16 protein-coding genes are annotated in these 17519 nt (G+C 70.5%); 4 read left to right on the top strand and 12 right to left on the bottom strand.

Annotated elements, in window-relative coordinates; all coding sequences use genetic code 11:
- Window positions 1-74 precede the first annotated feature (74 nt).
- The gene (tgt, locus tag OM076_RS43525; RefSeq protein ID WP_270046490.1) at window positions 75-1286 is read right to left on the bottom strand and encodes a tRNA guanosine(34) transglycosylase Tgt; all 1212 of its coding nucleotides are present in this window, start codon (window positions 1284-1286) and stop codon (window positions 75-77) included.
- Between the two features lie 193 nt (window positions 1287-1479).
- The gene (locus tag OM076_RS43520) at window positions 1480-1920 is read right to left on the bottom strand and encodes an Hsp20/alpha crystallin family protein (RefSeq protein WP_270046489.1); all 441 of its coding nucleotides are present in this window, start codon (window positions 1918-1920) and stop codon (window positions 1480-1482) included.
- 231 nt (window positions 1921-2151) lie between these two features.
- Here OM076_RS43520 and OM076_RS43515 point away from each other — a divergent pair, with 231 nt between their 5' ends.
- Both OM076_RS43515 and OM076_RS43510 read left to right on the top strand, forming a co-directional pair.
- The gene (locus tag OM076_RS43515) at window positions 2152-3282 is read left to right on the top strand and encodes a ScyD/ScyE family protein (RefSeq protein ID WP_270046488.1); all 1131 of its coding nucleotides are present in this window, start codon (window positions 2152-2154) and stop codon (window positions 3280-3282) included.
- A gap of 59 nt (window positions 3283-3341) precedes the next feature.
- Window positions 3342-3866, top strand: a complete 525-nt coding sequence (locus tag OM076_RS43510; RefSeq protein ID WP_270046487.1) for a COG4315 family predicted lipoprotein — start codon at window positions 3342-3344, stop codon at window positions 3864-3866.
- Between the two features lie 69 nt (window positions 3867-3935).
- On the opposite strand, the gene OM076_RS43505 is transcribed toward OM076_RS43510, so the two are convergent.
- The 5 genes from OM076_RS43505 to OM076_RS43485 all read right to left on the bottom strand — a co-directional run bounded on the left by OM076_RS43505 (window position 3936) and on the right by OM076_RS43485 (window position 8742).
- Window positions 3936-5087, bottom strand: a complete 1152-nt coding sequence (locus OM076_RS43505; protein WP_270046486.1) for a uroporphyrinogen decarboxylase/cobalamine-independent methonine synthase family protein — start codon at window positions 5085-5087, stop codon at window positions 3936-3938.
- 54 nt (window positions 5088-5141) lie between these two features.
- Window positions 5142-6545 (bottom strand): glycosyltransferase, encoded by a 1404-nt coding sequence (locus tag OM076_RS43500; RefSeq protein WP_270046485.1) that lies wholly within the window; start codon window positions 6543-6545, stop codon window positions 5142-5144.
- Complete coding sequence (gene glf / locus OM076_RS43495) at window positions 6538-7617, bottom strand: UDP-galactopyranose mutase (RefSeq protein WP_372518147.1); 1080 nt, start codon at window positions 7615-7617, stop codon at window positions 6538-6540. Before glf ends, OM076_RS43500 begins: the two co-directional genes overlap by 8 nt.
- Before the next feature lie 68 nt (window positions 7618-7685).
- Window positions 7686-8261 (bottom strand): TetR/AcrR family transcriptional regulator, encoded by a 576-nt coding sequence (locus OM076_RS43490; protein ID WP_270046483.1) that lies wholly within the window; start codon window positions 8259-8261, stop codon window positions 7686-7688.
- 7 nt (window positions 8262-8268) lie between these two features.
- Window positions 8269-8742 (bottom strand): MarR family winged helix-turn-helix transcriptional regulator, encoded by a 474-nt coding sequence (locus OM076_RS43485; protein WP_270046482.1) that lies wholly within the window; start codon window positions 8740-8742, stop codon window positions 8269-8271.
- A gap of 163 nt (window positions 8743-8905) precedes the next feature.
- Here OM076_RS43485 and OM076_RS43480 point away from each other — a divergent pair, with 163 nt between their 5' ends.
- Window positions 8906-11236 (top strand): amidase, encoded by a 2331-nt coding sequence (locus tag OM076_RS43480; RefSeq protein ID WP_270046481.1) that lies wholly within the window; start codon window positions 8906-8908, stop codon window positions 11234-11236.
- Here the strand turns inward: OM076_RS43480 and gpmI are convergent.
- Genes gpmI through OM076_RS43455 form a run of 5 tightly spaced genes read right to left on the bottom strand, consistent with a single transcriptional unit; the run spans window position 11233 to window position 16684 of the window.
- Window positions 11233-12741 carry a 2,3-bisphosphoglycerate-independent phosphoglycerate mutase gene (gpmI, locus tag OM076_RS43475; protein ID WP_270046480.1) on the bottom strand — a complete coding sequence of 503 codons (1509 nt, stop codon included), beginning with the start codon at window positions 12739-12741 and terminating at the stop codon, window positions 11233-11235. The two genes, OM076_RS43480 and gpmI, sit on opposite strands and share 4 nt — an antisense overlap.
- On the bottom strand, window positions 12738-13499 hold the full coding sequence (tpiA, locus tag OM076_RS43470; RefSeq protein ID WP_270046479.1) for a triose-phosphate isomerase: 762 nt from the start codon (window positions 13497-13499) through the stop codon (window positions 12738-12740). The genes gpmI and tpiA overlap by 4 nt, the downstream gene beginning before the upstream one ends.
- On the bottom strand, window positions 13496-14629 hold the full coding sequence (locus OM076_RS43465; RefSeq protein ID WP_270046478.1) for a phosphoglycerate kinase: 1134 nt from the start codon (window positions 14627-14629) through the stop codon (window positions 13496-13498). The genes tpiA and OM076_RS43465 overlap by 4 nt, the downstream gene beginning before the upstream one ends.
- Entirely contained in the window at window positions 14616-15635 is a 1020-nt protein-coding gene (gene gap / locus OM076_RS43460) for a type I glyceraldehyde-3-phosphate dehydrogenase (protein WP_270046477.1), read from the bottom strand. The genes OM076_RS43465 and gap overlap by 14 nt, the downstream gene beginning before the upstream one ends.
- Window positions 15636-15688: 53 nt before the next feature.
- Window positions 15689-16684, bottom strand: coding sequence for a medium chain dehydrogenase/reductase family protein (locus OM076_RS43455; RefSeq protein WP_270046476.1), 996 nt, complete (start codon window positions 16682-16684; stop codon window positions 15689-15691).
- 95 nt (window positions 16685-16779) lie between these two features.
- Here OM076_RS43455 and OM076_RS43450 point away from each other — a divergent pair, with 95 nt between their 5' ends.
- Window positions 16780-17232 (top strand): TetR/AcrR family transcriptional regulator, encoded by a 453-nt coding sequence (locus OM076_RS43450; RefSeq protein ID WP_270046475.1) that lies wholly within the window; start codon window positions 16780-16782, stop codon window positions 17230-17232.
- The last annotated feature ends 287 nt before the right edge of the window (window positions 17233-17519 follow it).

The raw sequence follows: 17519 nt of genomic DNA, 5'->3' as shown, positions 1-17519 counted from the left end.
CGCGTCACTGCCGGCCGCCGCGTCACTGCCCGCCGCCGCGCCGCCGCCCGCCGCCGCGCCCTCGCCGCCCGCGGTCACGCGCGCGCCGTCGCCAGCTCCCACGGCGCCGCCCCACTTCGCACCGCCGCGGCGACCGCCGCCAGGCGCCCCTCGTCGACCGCGTCGCGCAACTCCGCCATCAGGCGTTGGAGGAAGGCGAGGTTGTGGAGCGTGAGCACCCTCTGCGCGGTCTGCTCCTTCGCCCGCAGCAGGTAGTGCAGGTAGGCGCGGGAGTAGCCCGCCTCGCAGGCCGAGCACGGGCAGCCTTCGAGCAGCGGCTCGTCGGCCTCCTTCCAGCGGGCCTTGGCGAGGTCCACGCGCCAGCGCTTCTCGGGGTCGGGCACGAGCGCCATGCCGTGGCGGCCGATGCGGGTCGGCATCGCGCAGTCGAAGGTGTCGATGCCGAGCTCGACGCCGCGGACGAGGTCGTCGACCTCGCCGATCCCCAGCAGGTGGCGCGGCCTGGCCTCCGGCAACTCCTCGATCGTCCACTCGACGACCTCGAACATCTGCGCCTTGTCTTCGCCGAGCGAGCCGCCGATCGCGATCCCGCCGAGCGCCTCGCGGGCGGCGACCTCCTGCGCGGAGGAGCGGCGCAGGTCCTCGTCGGTTCCGCCCTGGACGATGCCGTAGACGATCTGGCCCTCGGGCCCGTGCTGCGCGTGCCACTTCAGGCAGCGGTCGAGCCAGCGGTGGGTGCGCTCCGTCGAGCGCGCGGTGTACTCGCGGTCCGCGTGGAACGGGGTGCACTCGTCGAAGACCAATGCGATGTCCGAGCCGAGCGCGGCCTGGACCTCCATCGAGGTCTCCGGCCCCATGAACTTGGTCGAGCCGTCGAGGTAGGAGCGGAAGCTGACGCCCTCCTCCTCGATCGAGAGGATCGCGCCCGAGCGCTCGCCCGCGGACTGCGCGGCGCGGCCCTTGATCTCGTCCGCCACCGTCCCGTGGCCCATCGAGAAGACCTGGAAACCGCCGGAATCGGTGATGATCGGCCGGTCCCAGCGCTGGAACCGGTGCAGCCCGCCGAGCTGCTTGATCAGCTCGTGGCCGGGCGAGAGGAACAGGTGGAACGTGTTCCCGAGGACCATGTCGAAGCCGAGCGCGGCCGCCTCCTTGACCTCGAGCGTCTTGACGACGGCCTTGGTCGCCAGCGGCACGAAGGCGGGCGTGCGCACCTCGCCGTGCGCGAGCTTGAGGGTGCCGGTGCGGGCGTAGGAGCCGGGATCGCGGGTGCGGATGGAGAACACGCGATGCGAGGGTATCCGCCACCCCGCGCCGCACAGGGGGGTCAGACCCCTCAACAAAACTTTTGGCTCTACGCCTGGGTTCGCAATGTTGAGGGGTCTGACCCCTTAACTGGGCGGGGCGGCGCTGAGGCCGCCCCGGTGAAGCGTGTCGTGGGCGCGCACCATGCCTGCGCGCCCACCGTGCCGCGGGTGATTAGGCCGCGGCCGACTCCGTCTCCACGGTCTTGGAGCCGGTGCCGATCGTGATGCGGCGCGGCTTGCGCTGCTCGGGCTTGGGGATCGCGATCTCGAGCACGCCCTTGTCGAAGGACGCGGTGATCGCCTCGCCGTCGACGCCCTCGGGGAGCGTGAGGGTGCGGCGGAAGGCGCCGAACGCGCGCTCGACGCGGCGGTAGCCCGCCTTGTTCTCCTCGGACGCGCGGGTGCGCTCGCCCGAGATCGAGAGGACGCGGTCCTCGACCTCGATCTTGACGTCGTCCTCGCCCAGGCCGGGCAGGTCGGCGGTCAGGACGAACTGGTCGGCGGTCTCGACGAGATCCAGGGCCGGCAGCCAGCGGCGCTGCGCGGCGGCGGGGGCGAACAGACGATTGAGCTCTGAGAGGTCGCGGAAGGGTTCCCAACGAACGATGGCCATGTCATTTCTCCAGGGGTTGCGGTGATGAATCATGCGCTGGCCACAACTATAAGATCTCAGTCGGAATCTATCAAGTCCTGGATTTGCGGATACGCAATCCCCTGCGTATCCGGTGCAATCGCTGACACGCCACCGGTTGACCGTCGCCCGGGTCCCGTGAGAGCGTCGGCACACTCGAACGGAGGAGCTCGTATGCGCGGTATTCGTTTGTGCGGCGGGGCGCTTTCTCTCGTGGTCGCGCTTGGGGTCGCGCCGGCCGCGAGGGCGAACGGCGGCCATGACGGCGATCGCGACAAGGTGCAGATCCGCACCGTCGCGACGGGGCTCGATAGCCCACGCCACCTGGCCTTCGGCCCACGCGGCGATCTGTACGTGGCCGAGGCCGGCCGGGGCGGACCCGGACCGTGCTTCGTCGGCGGCGAAGGGCCGGCGTGCATGGGCGCTTCCGGCGCCGTGACGAAGATCGACCGCTGGGGCCGGCAGTACCGGATCGCGTCAGGCCTCGCCTCGATGGCCAACACGCCGGACAACGACAACGCGATCGGCCCGCACGGCATCATCGTCACCGACAACGACCGCGTCCTGATCACCAACGGCGGCCCCACGGAGCCCAAGGACGCAACCGGCGCGACGATCTTCCGCGAGACGCTCGCCGACCAGAGCCCGGTCGCCAGCCTCTTCGGCAAGGTGCTGAAGATCAACCGCCAGGGACGCGCGATCCCGCGCGCGGACATCTGGGACTACGAGCGCGACTTCAACCCCGACAAGGTCGTCGGGAACCCCGCGGTCGACTCCAACGCCGTCGACCTGCTCCAGGACGGCGACCGGCTCGTGGTCGCCGACGCGGGCGGCAATGCACTCGACACGGTCGACCAGTACGGCCGCGTGAAGAACCTCGCGCTCTTCCCGAACCGCGCGGGCGTGCCGAACCCCTTCGGCGGCCCCCCGATCTCGATGCAGGCGGTGCCGACGTCCGTGAACAAGGGCCCGGACGGCCAGTACTACGTCAGCCAGCTCACGGGCTTCCCGTTCCCGACCGGCGGCGCGAACATCTACCGCGTCGACCCGGCCACCGGCGCCGTGAGCACCTTCGCGACCGGCTTCACGAACCTGATGGATCTCGCCTTCGGGCGTGACGGCACGCTGTACGCGCTCGAGATCGACCACGACAGCCTGCTCGGGCCGCTCAACGACGGCGCGCTGTACACGGTCAGCCGCAGCGGCGAGAAGCGCCAGATCGCCCTCCCCCCGGACACGCTCCCGTTCCCGGGCGGGATCACGGTCGGTGACGACGGCCTCTACATCTCGATCAACGGCGGGTCGCCCGGCGCGGGCGCCGTCGTGCGCGTGCGCCTACGCTGAGACAGCCCCAGCGATGGGGCGGGTGGATGAAACCCGCCCCACGCGGCGTCATGTCTCGCATGAAGCTGCGAACCGCATCCGCTCTTGCCGCCCTCGCCGCCACGCTCGTCGTGGCGGGATGCGGCTCTGATAGCCAGTCCGACACCGCGCCCGCGGGCGCCAAGCAGTCCGCCGACAGCTCGTACGGGTACGACTACGGCTCCTCCAAGAAGGCCGAGTCCACGCCGGCCGCTTCTGCCCTGACCGTCAAGGCCGCCAACGGCATGCTCGCCGACGCAGCGGGCCGCACGCTCTACCTGTGGGAGGCCGACCAAGGCGACAAGAGCGCCTGCGACGGCCAGTGCGCCCAGGCGTGGCCGCCGCTGACCACCGACGGCAAGCCCGCCGCCGGCGACGGCATCAAGGCCGACCTGCTCGGGACGAGCAAGCGCGCCGACGGGACGCTCGGCGTCACCTACGCGGGGCACCCGCTCTACTACTTCTCCGGCGACCAGGCCGCGGGTGACGCCAACGGCAAGGGCAGCGACGGCTTCGGCGCCAAGTGGTGGCCGGTCGCGCCCGACGGTGCCGCGATCGAGCACTAGTTCACCCTCGAGCAGAGGGTGAAGGCCGGGCGCGCGAGCCGGGCGCGCGAGCCGCGCCCGGCCGCCGTTTCACGCGGTCGCCGCGCCCAGCTCCTGTCGCGCCATCGCCGCACCCGCCAGCCGCGCGGTGATCTTCTGCATCGCGATGTCGCGCGCGAAGTCCGGCGAGCCGTGCTTGGGCTTGACGTCGCGGGAGAAGGGCGAGAACCCGCAGTCGTCGGTCGCGCCCAGCCGGGAGACCGGGATGTGCTTGGCCGCGGTGACCAGCTCGTTCGCCACGTGCTCCGCGGTCTCCACCGCCGGGTCCAGCGGGTTGACGACGCCCATGAAGCAGACCTGCGGCACGCCGTTGGCGTCCTCGCGCGAGTACTCGCCGCACATCTGGTAGACCGCCTCGCGGTCGTCCTCGGAGGCGCACTGGATGAGGAAGTAGCCGGCGTTGAGCTGGAACATCTTGCTCAGCAGCTTCTCGTAGGGGACTTCCTTGGAGTGCACCGAGTCGCAGTCGCCGCCCGGGCAGGTGTGGATGCCGATGTTGACCCGCTCTTCGGCGCTGAAGCGATCGATCACGCGGTTATTGAGGTCGATGAACTCCTGGAGCATGTCCTTGTTGGTCCAGGGGTTGCGGGAGTCGTTCTTGTTCGCCAGCCGCCCCTCGGTGAAGTCGATCGAGACGCGCACCGCGCCCGCGTCGAAGCACCCGCGGATGTCCTTCTCGACCTCGTCGCACAGGTCGGCGAGGAACTGGTCGCGCGAATACCCGGCGAGCTCCTCCTCGAGCGGGTAGAGCAGCATCAGCATCGACGGCGCGATCACCGCCTGCTTGACCGGATGCGTCGCGATCGCGCGGTTCTTGGTCACGAACTCCGACGCGAAGGTCTTGTAGCGAAACGGCCCACCCGTCAAACGCGGGAGCTGGCGGTGATGGCCGTCGTCGAAGATCGCGAAGAACTGGCCGTCCCCCGCGAGGTTGTCGGCGAGCCCGGTACCCGCGAGCGTGTCCGTGATCGGGTACGTCGCAAAGCTCGACTCGCGCTGCTCGCCGTCGGTGACGATCGGCTCCCCGGTCGCTTCAAGGCGCTTGATCGAGTCCTCCGCCGCGGCGTCCTGCTCCGCCTGCAGCTCGGACCACCCGATCGTGCCCTGGTCGTACGCCTCGTAGGCCTCCTGCAGCTTCATGGGCCGCGGCAACGACCCGACGAGCTCGGTGGGAATGGCCATGCGCTCTCCTCCCGGACGTGAGTGAGACGGACCTGTCTCTCTCACGGGAAGCTATCAGGACCAGGCGGCGGCGAGTCGGGCCAGATCCGCCGCGCCGAACCGCGGCGCGGGCGGGTCGTCACGTCCCTGCTCGCTGTACACGGCGCTGACCGCGTCACGGTCGACGGGTCCGACGACGGCGAGCACGTCGACGTCGTCGGGGAGCCCGGCGGCGGCCCGGGCGAGCGCGTCGGTGGCGTCCGGCGACGTCGTCACCGCGAGCGTGACCCCGGGGACCCCGCGCATTTCGCGCGCCCAGGCGTCGAGGAGGTGCGGCGCGGCGACGAGCTCGTCCGCGAAGGCGAGCACGACGCGCGGGCCGGCGCCGTCAAGTGGAGCCGCTTCGGCGGGGAGAGCGGCGGCGAGTGCGTCCGCGAGCCCGTCGCGGGCGGCGGAGAGGGTCGGGTCGGCCGCGGCGGCGCGCAGAAACGCGATCACGCGATGAGCGGCAGGACGGGACGGCGCGGCGGTCGCGGTCGCGGCGCGCGGCGCAGCGCCGGCAGTCGCGGTGGCGGCGGTCGCAGATACGGTCGCGCTGGGCGGCGCAGCGCCCGCCCGCACGAGCTCGGCGCGTGCCTGCGAGCGGTCCGCTTCGCCCACCTCCACACCCGCCTCGCCGAGCGCGGCCAGCTCGCGCTCGCAGTACTCGAAGTACGTCCACGCGGTCGCCACCCCACGCGCACTCGCCATGCCCGGCTGCATCCGGCGCAGGAACCAGCGCACGAACGTCAGCGCCTTGCGCAGCTCGCGGGCGCGGGCCGGGCCCTCGACACCGAGGGTGATGTTGCCGCCGTGGAAGCGGTAGAGCGTGCGGGGCTCGGGGACGTAGGCGATGTCGGAGACCAAGGCGGCGCGCGCCGCGAACCACCAGTCGGTGTAGGGGATCTCGGACGGGATCGGCTCGACGACCGAGGCGCGCATCAGCAGCGAGGAGGCAGTCGCGACGTTGCCCGCGAGCAGCTCGGCGACGCAGCGGCCCTCGGGGAGCAGCGGCTCACCCTCGAGCCAAGACTCCTGGATCACGTCACCCGCGGCGTCGATCACCCGCATGTCGCCGTAGACGAGACCGACCGAGGGCCGCGAGCGCAGCACCTCACCCTGCACCCGCAGCTTGTCCGCCGGCCAGGCGTCGTCGGCGTCGAGCAGCCCGAGCCACTCGCCCCGCGCCGAAGCCAGCGCCGTGTTGACCGCCGCGCACGGGCCCGCGTTCGCCTGCTGGATCAGCCGCACCCGCCCAGGGAACCGCTCGACATACGACGAGACCACCGCGGCCGTCCCGTCGGTCGACCCGTCATCGCACACGACGACCTCGAGCCGGTCGGCGGGCCAGTCCTGCGCCAAAGCGCTCTCGATGGCTTCGGCCACGAACGGCTCGGCGTTGTAGGCCGCCATCAACGCGCTGACGAACGGCTCAGGCATGGACGGCTCGAGAACGTTCGGCGCCGAACACCGCCGTGAACGCCGCGAGCGCCTGGGCGACGACCTGGTCCATGTTCAGGTACTGGTAGCGGGCGAGCCGGCCGACGAACGTGACGCCCTTCTCGCGCGCGGCCAGCGCGGCGTAGCGCTGGTAGAGCGCGCGGTTCTCGGGCCGTGGCACCGGGTAATAGGGGTCACCCTCGGCGCTCGGGTACTCGTAGTGCAAGGTCGAGGCGCCGTGCACCTGCCCGGTCAGGTGCCGGTACTCCGTGACGCGCGTATAGGGCACGTCCTCAGAGGGGTGATTGATCACCGCGACCGGCTGCAGCAGCTCACCGGAGGGCGTCGCGCGCGTCTCGGTCTCGAAGCGCAGCGAGCGATACGGCAGCGCGCCGAAGCGGCGGTCGTAGTACTCGTCGATCGGCCCGGTCCAGACGAGGTGGTCGTAGCGCTCACGCAGATCCGCGAACTCGACTCCGGTGCGCACCTCGATCAGCGGGTGGTCGAGCAGCCGCTCGAACAGCGCCGTGTAGCCGTCGGCGGGCATGCATTGAAAGGCGTCGCCGAAGTAGCGGTCGTCGTCGTTGGTCCGCACGGGGATGCGGGCGCAGACCTGGGCGTGCAGCTCGGACGGGTCCAGCCCCCACTGCTTGCGCGTGTAGCCGCGGAACAACGTCTCGTAGAGCTCCCGCCCCACCTTCGCCACGACCGCGTCCTCGGAGTTCTCCAGCCGCTCGCGTCGCTCCGCCCGCGCGTCGAAGAACGCCTGCACCTCATCCGAGCTCCGCAGAGACAGGCCATACAGCGCGTTCAAAGTCGTCCGGTTGATCGGCATCGGCACCAACCGCCCGCCGACGTCGGCCAGCACGCGGTGCTCGTACGCGCGCCACTCCGTGAACCGCGACAGGTAGTCGCTGACCTTCGCGGCGTTGGTGTGGAAGATGTGCGGCCCGTAGCGATGGATGAGCACGCCGTGCTGGTCGCGGGCGTCGAAGGCGTTGCCGGCGATGTGGTCGCGGCGGTCGATCACCAGGACGCGCAGGCCGCGGACCGCGGCGATGCGCTCGGCCATGACGGCGCCGGCGAAGCCGGCACCCACGACCACGACGTCAGGATCAGGCACATGGCCTGTGTCGGCCGCTACGCGGGCAAGGTTGAGGAGCGGCGGCTCATCAAGAGCAGCTCGCCGAGCTCCTTGGCGCGCGCCGCGGCGAGGGCGTCGCCCTCGGCCGCGGCGACGATCGAGCCCTTCATCAGGATGTGCCACTGGTGCGCGAACGCCTCGGCGTCCTCGACACCCGCGGCCTCCGCCAGCCCCGACAGGAACTCGCGGATCACGCTCAGGTGCTCGACGCTCGCCACGCGGCCGGGATCTCCACGGTCGGTCAGCTCGAGCATCACGTTGATGAACGAGCAGCCCTCGAAGTCGGGGCGAGCGAACCACTCGCCGAAGACGTCGAAGATCGCCAGCAGCCGGTCCGCCGGCTCCGTCGCCCGCTGCTCGACCTCCGCCTGCAGCCACCCGCGCGTCCAGCGCTCCTCGCGCGCCGCCAGGAACGCGACGATCAGCTCGTCCTTGGACGCGAAGTTGCGGTAGAGCGTCATCTTCGCCGCGCCCGCCTCGGTGATGATCCGATCGACGCCCACGGCCCGCGTCCCGTGCTTCGAGAACAGCTCGTACGCGGTGTCGAGGATGCGCTCGCGGCCGTCCGGCATCGGTGCGCTACTCGGGGGTCGCGGCGGCGCCCGGCAGCACGCGGTTCCACATCTCGCCGAGCACCAGGAGCTCGTCGGATGAGAAATGGCGCAGGAACCGCTCGCGGACGCCGTCCAGGTGCGTCGGGCGCGCCGTGGCGAGCACCTCGGCGCCCTTGTCGGTCAGCACCGCGTAGCAGCCGCGACCGTCGTCGGTGCACAGGTCGCGTTCGAGCAGCCCGTTGTCCGCGAGGCGGTCGACCAGGCGCGTCATCCCGGAGCGCGAGAGCAGCACCGAGTCGGCGAGCTCCGCCATCCGGCGCTTGCGGCCGGGAGCGGATTCGAGAGTGATCAGGACTTCATAAGAGCTGAGCGGGAGGTCATGTGCGGCGGCGAGCTCGGCGTCCAGTGCCTTCACCAGGGCGGTATGGACGCGCAGCAGCCCTCGCCACGCGCCGAGTTCCTCGGCGGTGAGGTCCACGCTGATATCCGGCGTTGCCATGGCCAGTAGTTTAGCGAGGGGTAGTTGCGCGATCAACAGCAAACGCTTTCCGGCCTAGGGAGCCACGTTAGGACGCTCGGTCCATAGGCGGACCCCGTCGTCGCACTTAGCGTCCCGCGCCTCTGACACGACGGAACCTGGAGGGGGTTGATCGGTTGTGAGGATGGTTCGAATCGCCGCGGTGGCGGCGCTGGCGGCGAGCTTTGCCTGTGTCGCGCCGGGGGTGGCGGCGGCGCGCAACGGCCCGGGCGAGATCGGGGACGGCTTCGTGCTCGGCGAGGCGACGATCCCCCAGATCCAGGCTGCGCTGCAAAGCCACCAGATCACGGTGACGGATCTCGTCGAGGGCTACCTGAGCCGGATCAAGGCCTACAACGGCACCTGCGTGAACCAGCCGCAGGGCGTTCTGGGGCCGATCACGATGATCCCCGACGCGGGCAAGGTCAACGCGCTGATCACGCTCAACCTCCGCCCGGCGAACCGCCTCGCATGGGGCTTCGACGACCGCAAGGCGCGGTCGATGACCGACGCGACCGACAACAACGCCGCGATGCCCGACGCGCTGGAGACCGCGGCGGCGCAGGACGCCGAGTTCGCCCGCACCGGCAAGCTGCTCCCGCTCCAGGGCGTCGTGATGTCGATCAAGGACCAGTACGACACCTTCGACATGCGCAGCACCTCGGGCGGCGACGCGGCCTGGGCCAACGACCGCCCGCCGGCCGACTCCACCGTCGTCGAGCGCCTGCGCAAGGCGGGCGCGATCATCCTCGCCAAGGCCAACCTGGACGAGTACGCGGGCGGCGCCGCCCGCAGCTCCTTCGGCGGCACGGAGTGCAACCCCTACGACACCACCCGCGACCCCGGCGGCTCCAGCGGCGGCTCCGCGACCTCGGTGTCGATGAACTTCGTCACCTGCGCGATCGGCGAGGAGACGGGCGGCTCGATCGTCAAGCCGTCGTCGTTCAACGACGTCGTCGGAGTCGTGCCCACGCGCGAGCTGGTGAGCGCCGCGGGCATGATCCAGCGCGGCCTCAACACCCGCGTCGGGCCGATCTGCCGGACGGTCGCCGACGCCGCCCGCATCCTGCAGGCCTACAAGGGCTGGGACCCCAAGGACGAGCTGACGTCCTTCGGCGACGGCCGCTCCCCGGACAGCTTCGACACGACCACGAAGACGACGCTCGCGGGCATGCGGATCGGCGTCATCCGCGAGTACATGGACAAGGCGCTGTTCAACGCCGTCGACACGCAGAACATCGACATCACCAACGCCGCGATCGACCAGCTGCGCGCGCTCGGCGCCACGATCGTCGACCCGGGCGAGCACGGCGCGCTGTTCCAGAGCTGCGTCGACAAGTACCTGCCGAAGTGGCAGAACCAGCAGTTCGTGCGCGGCTTCCCGACGCTGTTCCCGACCGATCCCACGACCGGACTGCCGACCACCGACCAGCTGCAGACGCTGCTGGACATGTACTTCGACCCGTCGAAGGTCCCCCACACCGCGACCGGCCGGCCGAGCATCCGCAGCTTCGGCGGCACGGGGTCGGACGCGGGCGAGGCGAAGTTCAACTTCAACCAGTACATCCACGACCGCGGCGACGCGAAGATCCACAACCTCACCGAGCTGATCGCCAACTCGCAGTTCTGGACCGACCCGAACCCGGCGATGGGCAACCGCCGCTCCGGCCTGGTGAGCACCGACCGGGCGACGACGCTGGCCACCGCCAGCGCCACCCAGACCCGCTTCGCGGTGCAGACCGTCGTCTCCACCTGCTTCGCCCACAACGACCTCGACGCGGTCGTCTTCCCGACGGGCAACGTCCCGCCCGGCGTGTTGACCTCGCCCGAGGAGCCGTCGCTGAACGACCGCGGCATCGTCTGGTCCGGCCTGAGCGCATACGGCTTCCCGGCGATGACGATCCCGTCCGGCTTCACCACCCAGGTCTACGACCGCGATGCGAGTGGCGTGCTGCTGCCGCCCAAGCCGGCCGCGCTGCCGGTCGGCGTGCAGCTGCTCGGCCTGCCGTTCAACGAGCAGAAGCTGATCACCATCGGCGCCGCCTACCAGGCGGCGTCGCAGAAGCGGGTGCCGCCTCCGGCCTTCCCACCGGTGCCGCAGACGGCGATCACGGCGGTGACCGCGAGCGTGGGCGGGACGGTGCCCGCCACGCTGGGGCTGAGCGTGACGAGCGGGAGCTTCGGCGCCTTCGCTCCGGGCGTCGCCAAGGACTACACGGCATCGTCCACCGCGACCGTGGTCTCGACGGCCGGCGATGCGGCGCTCTCGTACTCCGATCCCGGCCACCTGACCAACGGCGCGTTCTCGCTGCCGTCGGCGCTCGAGGTGACGCTCTCCAAGGCGACCTGGACCGCAGCCGTCTCGAATGACGCGGTGACCGTCGGCTTCAAGCAGCACGTCGCCGCCGGCGACGCATTGCGCACCGGCAGCTACAGCAAGACGCTGACGTTCACCCTGTCGACGACGACGCCCTAGGCAATGAGCGAGCGGCCGGTCATCTCGGCCGGCTGCTCGATGCCCAGCAGCGCCAGCGCCGTGGGTGCGACGTCGGCGAGGATGCCCTCGCCGTCGAGCGCGTCGGCGCCGTTGGTGACGATGAACGGCACCGGGTTCAGCGAGTGGGCCGTGTTGGGCGAGCCGTCATCGTTGAGCATGTGGTCGCAGTTGCCGTGGTCGGCCGTGACGAGGCAGGCGCCGCCCGCGGCGTGGACGGCGTTGACGATGCGACCGAGGCACTCGTCGACGGTCTCCACCGCCTTGACCGCCGCCGGGATGACGCCGGTGTGGCCGACCATGTCCGGGTTGGCGAAGTTGATGATCGCGAACGCCGGCTTCTCGGCCTCGAAGTGCTTGATGAAGGCGTCGGTGATCCCGTGCGCGCTCATCTCGGGCTTGAAGTCGTACGTCGGGACGTCGCGTGGGGACGGGACGAGCTCGCGGACCTCGCCCTCGTAGGGGTGCTCCTCGCCGCCGTTGAAGAAGTACGTGACGTGGGGGTACTTCTCCGTCTCCGCGACGTGCAACTGACCCTTGCCCTCGCGCGCGATCACCTCGGCGATCGTCAGCGCGGGACGCTTGGGCGGGAAGACGACCGGATAGCTCCAGTCCTCGTCGTACTCGGCCAGCGTCGCGTACTGCTCGATCACGCCGGCGCCGCCGCGGTCGACCTCGGTGAAGGCATCGTCGCAAAGGGCGAGCGTGATCTCGCGCATGCGGTCCGGGCGGAAGTTGAACGCGATGACGGCATCGCCGGGGCGGATCGTGGCGTCCTCACCGACGGTCGTCGCGGCGATGAACTCGTCCGTCTCGTCGCGGTCGTAGGCGGCCTGCGCGGCGGCGGCGCCGGAGTCCGCGTGGTGCTCGGCCTTCCCGTGGACGAGCAGGTCGTAGGCCTTCTGCACGCGGTCCCAGCGCTTGTCGCGGTCCATCGCGAAGTAGCGGCCGATGACGCTGCCGATCCGGCCCGCGCCCACCTCGTCCATCCAGCCCTGAACCTCGGCGAGGTACTTGACGCCGCCGGTCGGCGACGTGTCGCGGCCGTCGGTGAAGGCGTGCACGACGAGGTCGTCGATCCCCCACTCGGCGGCGAGCTCGATCAGGGCCTTGAGGTGCCGGTCGGAGGAGTGCACGCCGCCGTCGGACACGAGCCCGATCAGGTGGACGCGCTCCGGCCCGCGGAACGCGGCCTGCAGGACCTCGTTCTCGGCCAGCGTGCCGTCCTCGACCGCGGCGTCGATGCGCGCCAGATCCTGCGGGACGATCGCGCCGGCCCCGAGGTTGAGGTGGCCGACCTCGGAGTTGCCCATCTGGCCCTCCGGCAGGCCGACGCTCGGCCCCATCGCGGTGAGCGTCGTGTGCGGGTGCTTGGCCCACAGCGCGTCGAACACCGGCGTGTGCGCCAGCGAGACGGCGTTGCCGGGACCGTCGGGGGCGAGCCCCCAACCGTCGAGCACCACGAGGGTCACCGCGGGGAGGCTCACGAGCGTGCCGCCTCCACTATTGCCGCGAAGGACTCGGCGTCGAGCGAGGCGCCGCCGATCAGCCCGCCGTCGATGTCCGGCTGCGCGAGCAGGTCGGCCGCGTTCTCGGCCTTCATCGAACCGCCGTAGAGCACGCGGACGCGGTTGCCCGCCTCCTTGTCGAAGCCCTGCACGAGCGCGCGGACGAACGCGACCGCGTCCTGCGCCTGCTCGGGCGTGGCGGTCAGGCCGGTGCCGATCGCCCAGATCGGCTCGTAGGCCACGACGACCTCATGCAACCGCTCCAGCGGGACCTTCTCCAGGCCTTCCTGGACCTGGTGGCGCAGCTTGCGCTCGGTGTCGCCGCGCTCGCGCTCCTCCTCGGTCTCACCGACGCAGAGGATCGGGATCAGCCCGAACTCGAGCGCCTTCGGGACCTTCAGCTGCAGCAGCCGGTCCGTCTCGCCGAACAACTGGCGGCGCTCGGAGTGCCCGAGGATCACGCCGTGGACGTCGATCTCGGCGAGCATCGGGCCCGAGACCTCGCCCGTGCACGCGCCGGCGTCCTTCTCGGCCATGTTCTGCGCGTAGACGCCGACGGCGCTGCCGCGCGCCGAGTCCACGATCGCCTGCAGGGCGAGGAACGGCGGGGCGACGACGATGTCGACGTCCTCCACCGCGCCGACCAGCGGCAGCAGCGCCTGGATCAGCTCCTCGGACTCGGCGATCGTGTTGTTCATCTTCCAGTTGCCGGCGATGAACGGCTTGCGGTCACTCATGTAAGGGCCTTCACTCCGGGCAGCTCTTTGCCTTCGATCAGCTCGAGCGAGGCACCGCCGCCGGTCGAGAGGTGGGTGACGCGGTCGGCGAGCCCGAACTGGGCCAGTGCCGCCGCGGAGTCGCCGCCGCCGACCACCGTGGTCGCGTCGGTCGCGGCCATCGCCTCGGCGACCGCCTTCGTCCCGGCCGCGAACGGCTCGAGCTCGAACGCGCCCATCGGCCCGTTCCAGAAGACCGTGCCGGCGGCCGCGATCGTGGCGCTGTAGCGCTCCGCGGTCTTGGGGCCGATGTCGAGGCCCATCCAACCTTCAGGGATGTCGACGCCGTCGATGGCCTGGACCTCGGTGTCGGCGCTGAACGCGCGGCCGGCGACCTGATCGCTCGGCAGCTCGAGCTTCGGGTTGCCCAGCAGCTTGGCGGCCGGCTCCAGGCCCGCCTCCTCGCACAGTGAGCTCCCGACCTCGTGGCCTTGGGCCTTGAAGAACGGGAAGCACATCGCGCCGCCGATCAGGACCGTGTCGGCCGTCTCGAGGAACGCCTCGAGCACGCCGATCTTGTCCGTCACCTTCGCCCCGCCGACGACCGCGACGAGCGGGCGCTTGGGGTCCGCGAGGATGCCGTTGAGCGTCGTGACCTCGCGCTCGAGCAGGCGGCCCGCGGCGCTCGGCAGCAGGTGCGCGACGCCCTCGGTCGAGGCGTGCGCGCGATGGGCGGCGCCGAACGCGTCATTGACGTAGACGTCCGCGAGCTTCGCGTAGCGGGCCGCGAGGTCCGCGTCGTTCTTCGTCTCGCCGTCGAAGAAGCGGACGTTCTCGACCATCACGACGTCGCCCTCGGGCACATTGTCGAGATCCGGCGCGAGGGTCACCTCGACGCCGAGCAGCTCGGCCAGCCGGTCAGCCGCCGGCTTGAGGGAGAACTTCGGGTCGGGACCGCCCTTGGGCCGCCCCAGGTGCGCGAGCAGGACGAGCCCCTTGGCTCCCTTCTCGCGCAGCTCCTTCAGGGTCGGAAGCGCCGCCTGGATTCTCGCGTCGTCGGTGATGTTGCGGGCCTCGTCCAGGGGGACGTTGAAGTCCACCCGGACGAGGACGCGCTTACCCTCGACGTCGAGATCGTCAAGCGTGCGCACGCACCAGCACCTTCTGGGCGAGGTCGACCACGCGGTTCGAGTAGCCCCACTCGTTGTCGTACCACGCGACGACCTTGACCAGGTTGCCCTGGAGCACCGCGGTCAGCTGCGAATCGAAGATCGAGCTGTGCGGGGACTTCACGATGTCCGAGGAGACCAGCGGCTCGTCGGTCCAGCGCAGGATGCCGGTGAAGGCGCCCGTGTCGGCCTGGGCCTTCATCGCGTCGTTGATCTCCTCGACGCTCGTGTCGCGCTTCGCCACGATCGTCAGGTCCACGACCGAGCCGGTCGGGACGGGCGCGCGCACCGCGAAGCCGTGCATCTTGCCCTGGAGCTCCGGGATCACGAGGCCGATGGCCTTCGCGGCGCCGGTCGAGGCCGGCACGAGGTTGATCGCGGCGGCGCGGGCGCGGCGGAGGTCCTTGTGCGGCGCGTCCTGCAGGTTCTGATCCGCCGTGTAGGCGTGGATCGTCGTCATCAGGCCCTTCTCGATGCCGACCAGGTCGTTGAGGACCTTGGCGACCGGCGCGAGGCAGTTCGTCGTGCACGACGCGTTGGAGATGACGTGATGGTTCTCGGGCTCGTAGACGTCGTCGAAGTTGACGCCGAGGACGACCGTCGCGTCCGGCTCCGTCGCGGGCGCGGAGATGATGACCTTCTTCGCGCCGGCCTCGAGGTGCTTGGCGGCGTCCGCACGCTTGGTGAAGAAGCCGGTCGACTCGATCACGACGTCGACGCCCAGCTCGCCCCACGGCAGCGCGGCCGGGTCGCGCTCGGCGAGCACCTTGACCTCGTTGCCGTTGACGACGAGCACGCCGTCACCGACGGAGACCTCGCCCGGGAACGGGCCAAAGACGGAGTCGTACTTGAGCAGGTGGCCCAGCGTGCCGGCGTCGGTGATGTCGTTGACGGCGACGATCTCGACGTCAGCTCCCGACTCGTGCGCTGCGCGGAAGACGTTGCGGCCGATCCGGCCGAAGCCGTTGATGCCGACGCGTACAGCCATGGTCCTCGATCCCTTTCCCGTGGAGAAACGGGGGGTGAGGCTACCGAACGTGTTCAGGGAAGGATCAAGACCTTCCCCGTATTGCCACCGGTCTCGGCGAAGCGCAGCGCCTCCGCGGCCCGCTCCAACGGGAAGCGCGCGGCGATCTGCGGCGTGATCGCGCCGTCGCGCACGAGCCCGAGCACATGGCCCAGGTCGTTTTGCAGCTGGGCGCGAAACCGCGCCTTGCGGAACCGGGCACCCGCCCACAGGTTGAAGAAGGAAGCGCTCTTGCCGTTTGGCAGGATGCGCCAAACCGTCAGCTTCGCGAGCAGCTTCAGCACCGGGATCTGCGGGTTGCCGGGGACGTCCTTCGTGGCCGCGGTGCCGTAGGACACGAGGGCTCCCTTGCGGGCGAGCATCCGCCAGGAGTCTTTGATCCCGGCGCCGCCGACATGATCGAAGACCGCGGCCACGCCGTCCGGCGCGAGCTCGCGCACGCGCGCGAGGACGTTCTCGCTCCGGTAGTCGAGCGGGGTCGCGCCGAGTTCCTTCAGCCGCTCCTGCTGCTTCGGGCCCGCCGTCCCGATGACGTTGATGCCCGCGTGGCGGGCGAGCTGGACGAGCACCGTCCCCACGCCGCCCGCGGCGCCGAGGACCACGATCGTCTGCCCGCGCTTGACCTTCGCGCTGCGGTGCAGCATCCGGTAGGCGGTGACGCCGTTGACGATCACGGTCTCGGCGGCTTCGGCGCTGACGCCGTCGGGCACCGGGACGAGGTCGGCCTTGTTGAGGACGACGCGGTCCGCCCAGCCGCCGACCTTGGTGAGCGCGGCCACGCGCCGGCCGGTCGTCTCGTCCACGCCCACGAGGTCGTAGCCGGGCACGAACGGGAACTCCGGCTGGTCGTAGTACTTGCCGCGCCGCATCTGCTGCTCGGCGAACGACACGCCCGAGGCCTCGACGCGTACGACGGCCTGCTCCGGCCCCGCGGCGGGCAGCTCGCGCGTCCGCACCCGCAACGTCTCCGGCTCGCCGATCCCCGGCAGTTCGATCTCTTTGACCTGCATCTCGTTCGCCTCCGTGTTATAAGCTCTAGCTGATGTTAGACACTCTAACCTCTGAACGCGCGAGCACAGTACGGGCAGCCGTAAAGCGCGTCGCGATGACCCAACTGGCGGCGGGCGGCCCGTCCGCCGTCGCGTTGAACGCGATCGCGCGTGAGCTCGGCGTCTCCGGCCCCGCGCTCTACCGCTACTTCCGCAACCGCGACGCGCTCTTGACCGCGCTCGCCCTCGACGCCTACAACGACCTGGCGGAGGCCTTGGCGGGCGCGGACTCACTCCCCCGCGCGTACCGCGCGTGGGCTTTGGAGCAACCACACCGCTACCGGCTCTTGTTCGCGGCGCCCTTGCCCGGTTACGACGCGCACCAGCCGGAGCTGGTCGCCGCGGCCCAGCGCTCGATGGACCTGTTGCTCAAAGTCGAGCCGGACCGTGAGCGTGCCGTGGTCCTGTGGTCGCGGATGCACGGGCACGTGTCCCTCGAGATCGAGGGCAACTTCGCGTCTATGGGGCTCGATCCGGAGCGGTTGTATTCGGCGACGCTAGGTGCTTGAACGTCAACTGCGCCGGGTGGGGAGGGGGATTGGCAGTGCCACCCGTCCCGGGCTGACGTGGACCCGGATGGTGCGCGGCTCTGTTGGGGTCGAATTGCCGTGCTGGGATACCGACAGTTACGGGCGCGGTGCTGACACCCCCGTCCGCCCCGGGCCTTCCGGTGATCGGTTTCGGCGAGCAACGAAGTCATGCGCGAGGGGGTGACGAACAAATGCGTCCTGTGAGGACGGTGGATTCATCCGGTCGATGCAACACGATCGTGTTCGTGTCGTGAGATCGGGGGTTG

It is taken from the genome of Solirubrobacter ginsenosidimutans (genome assembly GCF_027587205.1).
Note: the sequence above shows the minus strand (reverse complement) of the source record. Positions and strands in the feature narration are given on the sequence as shown.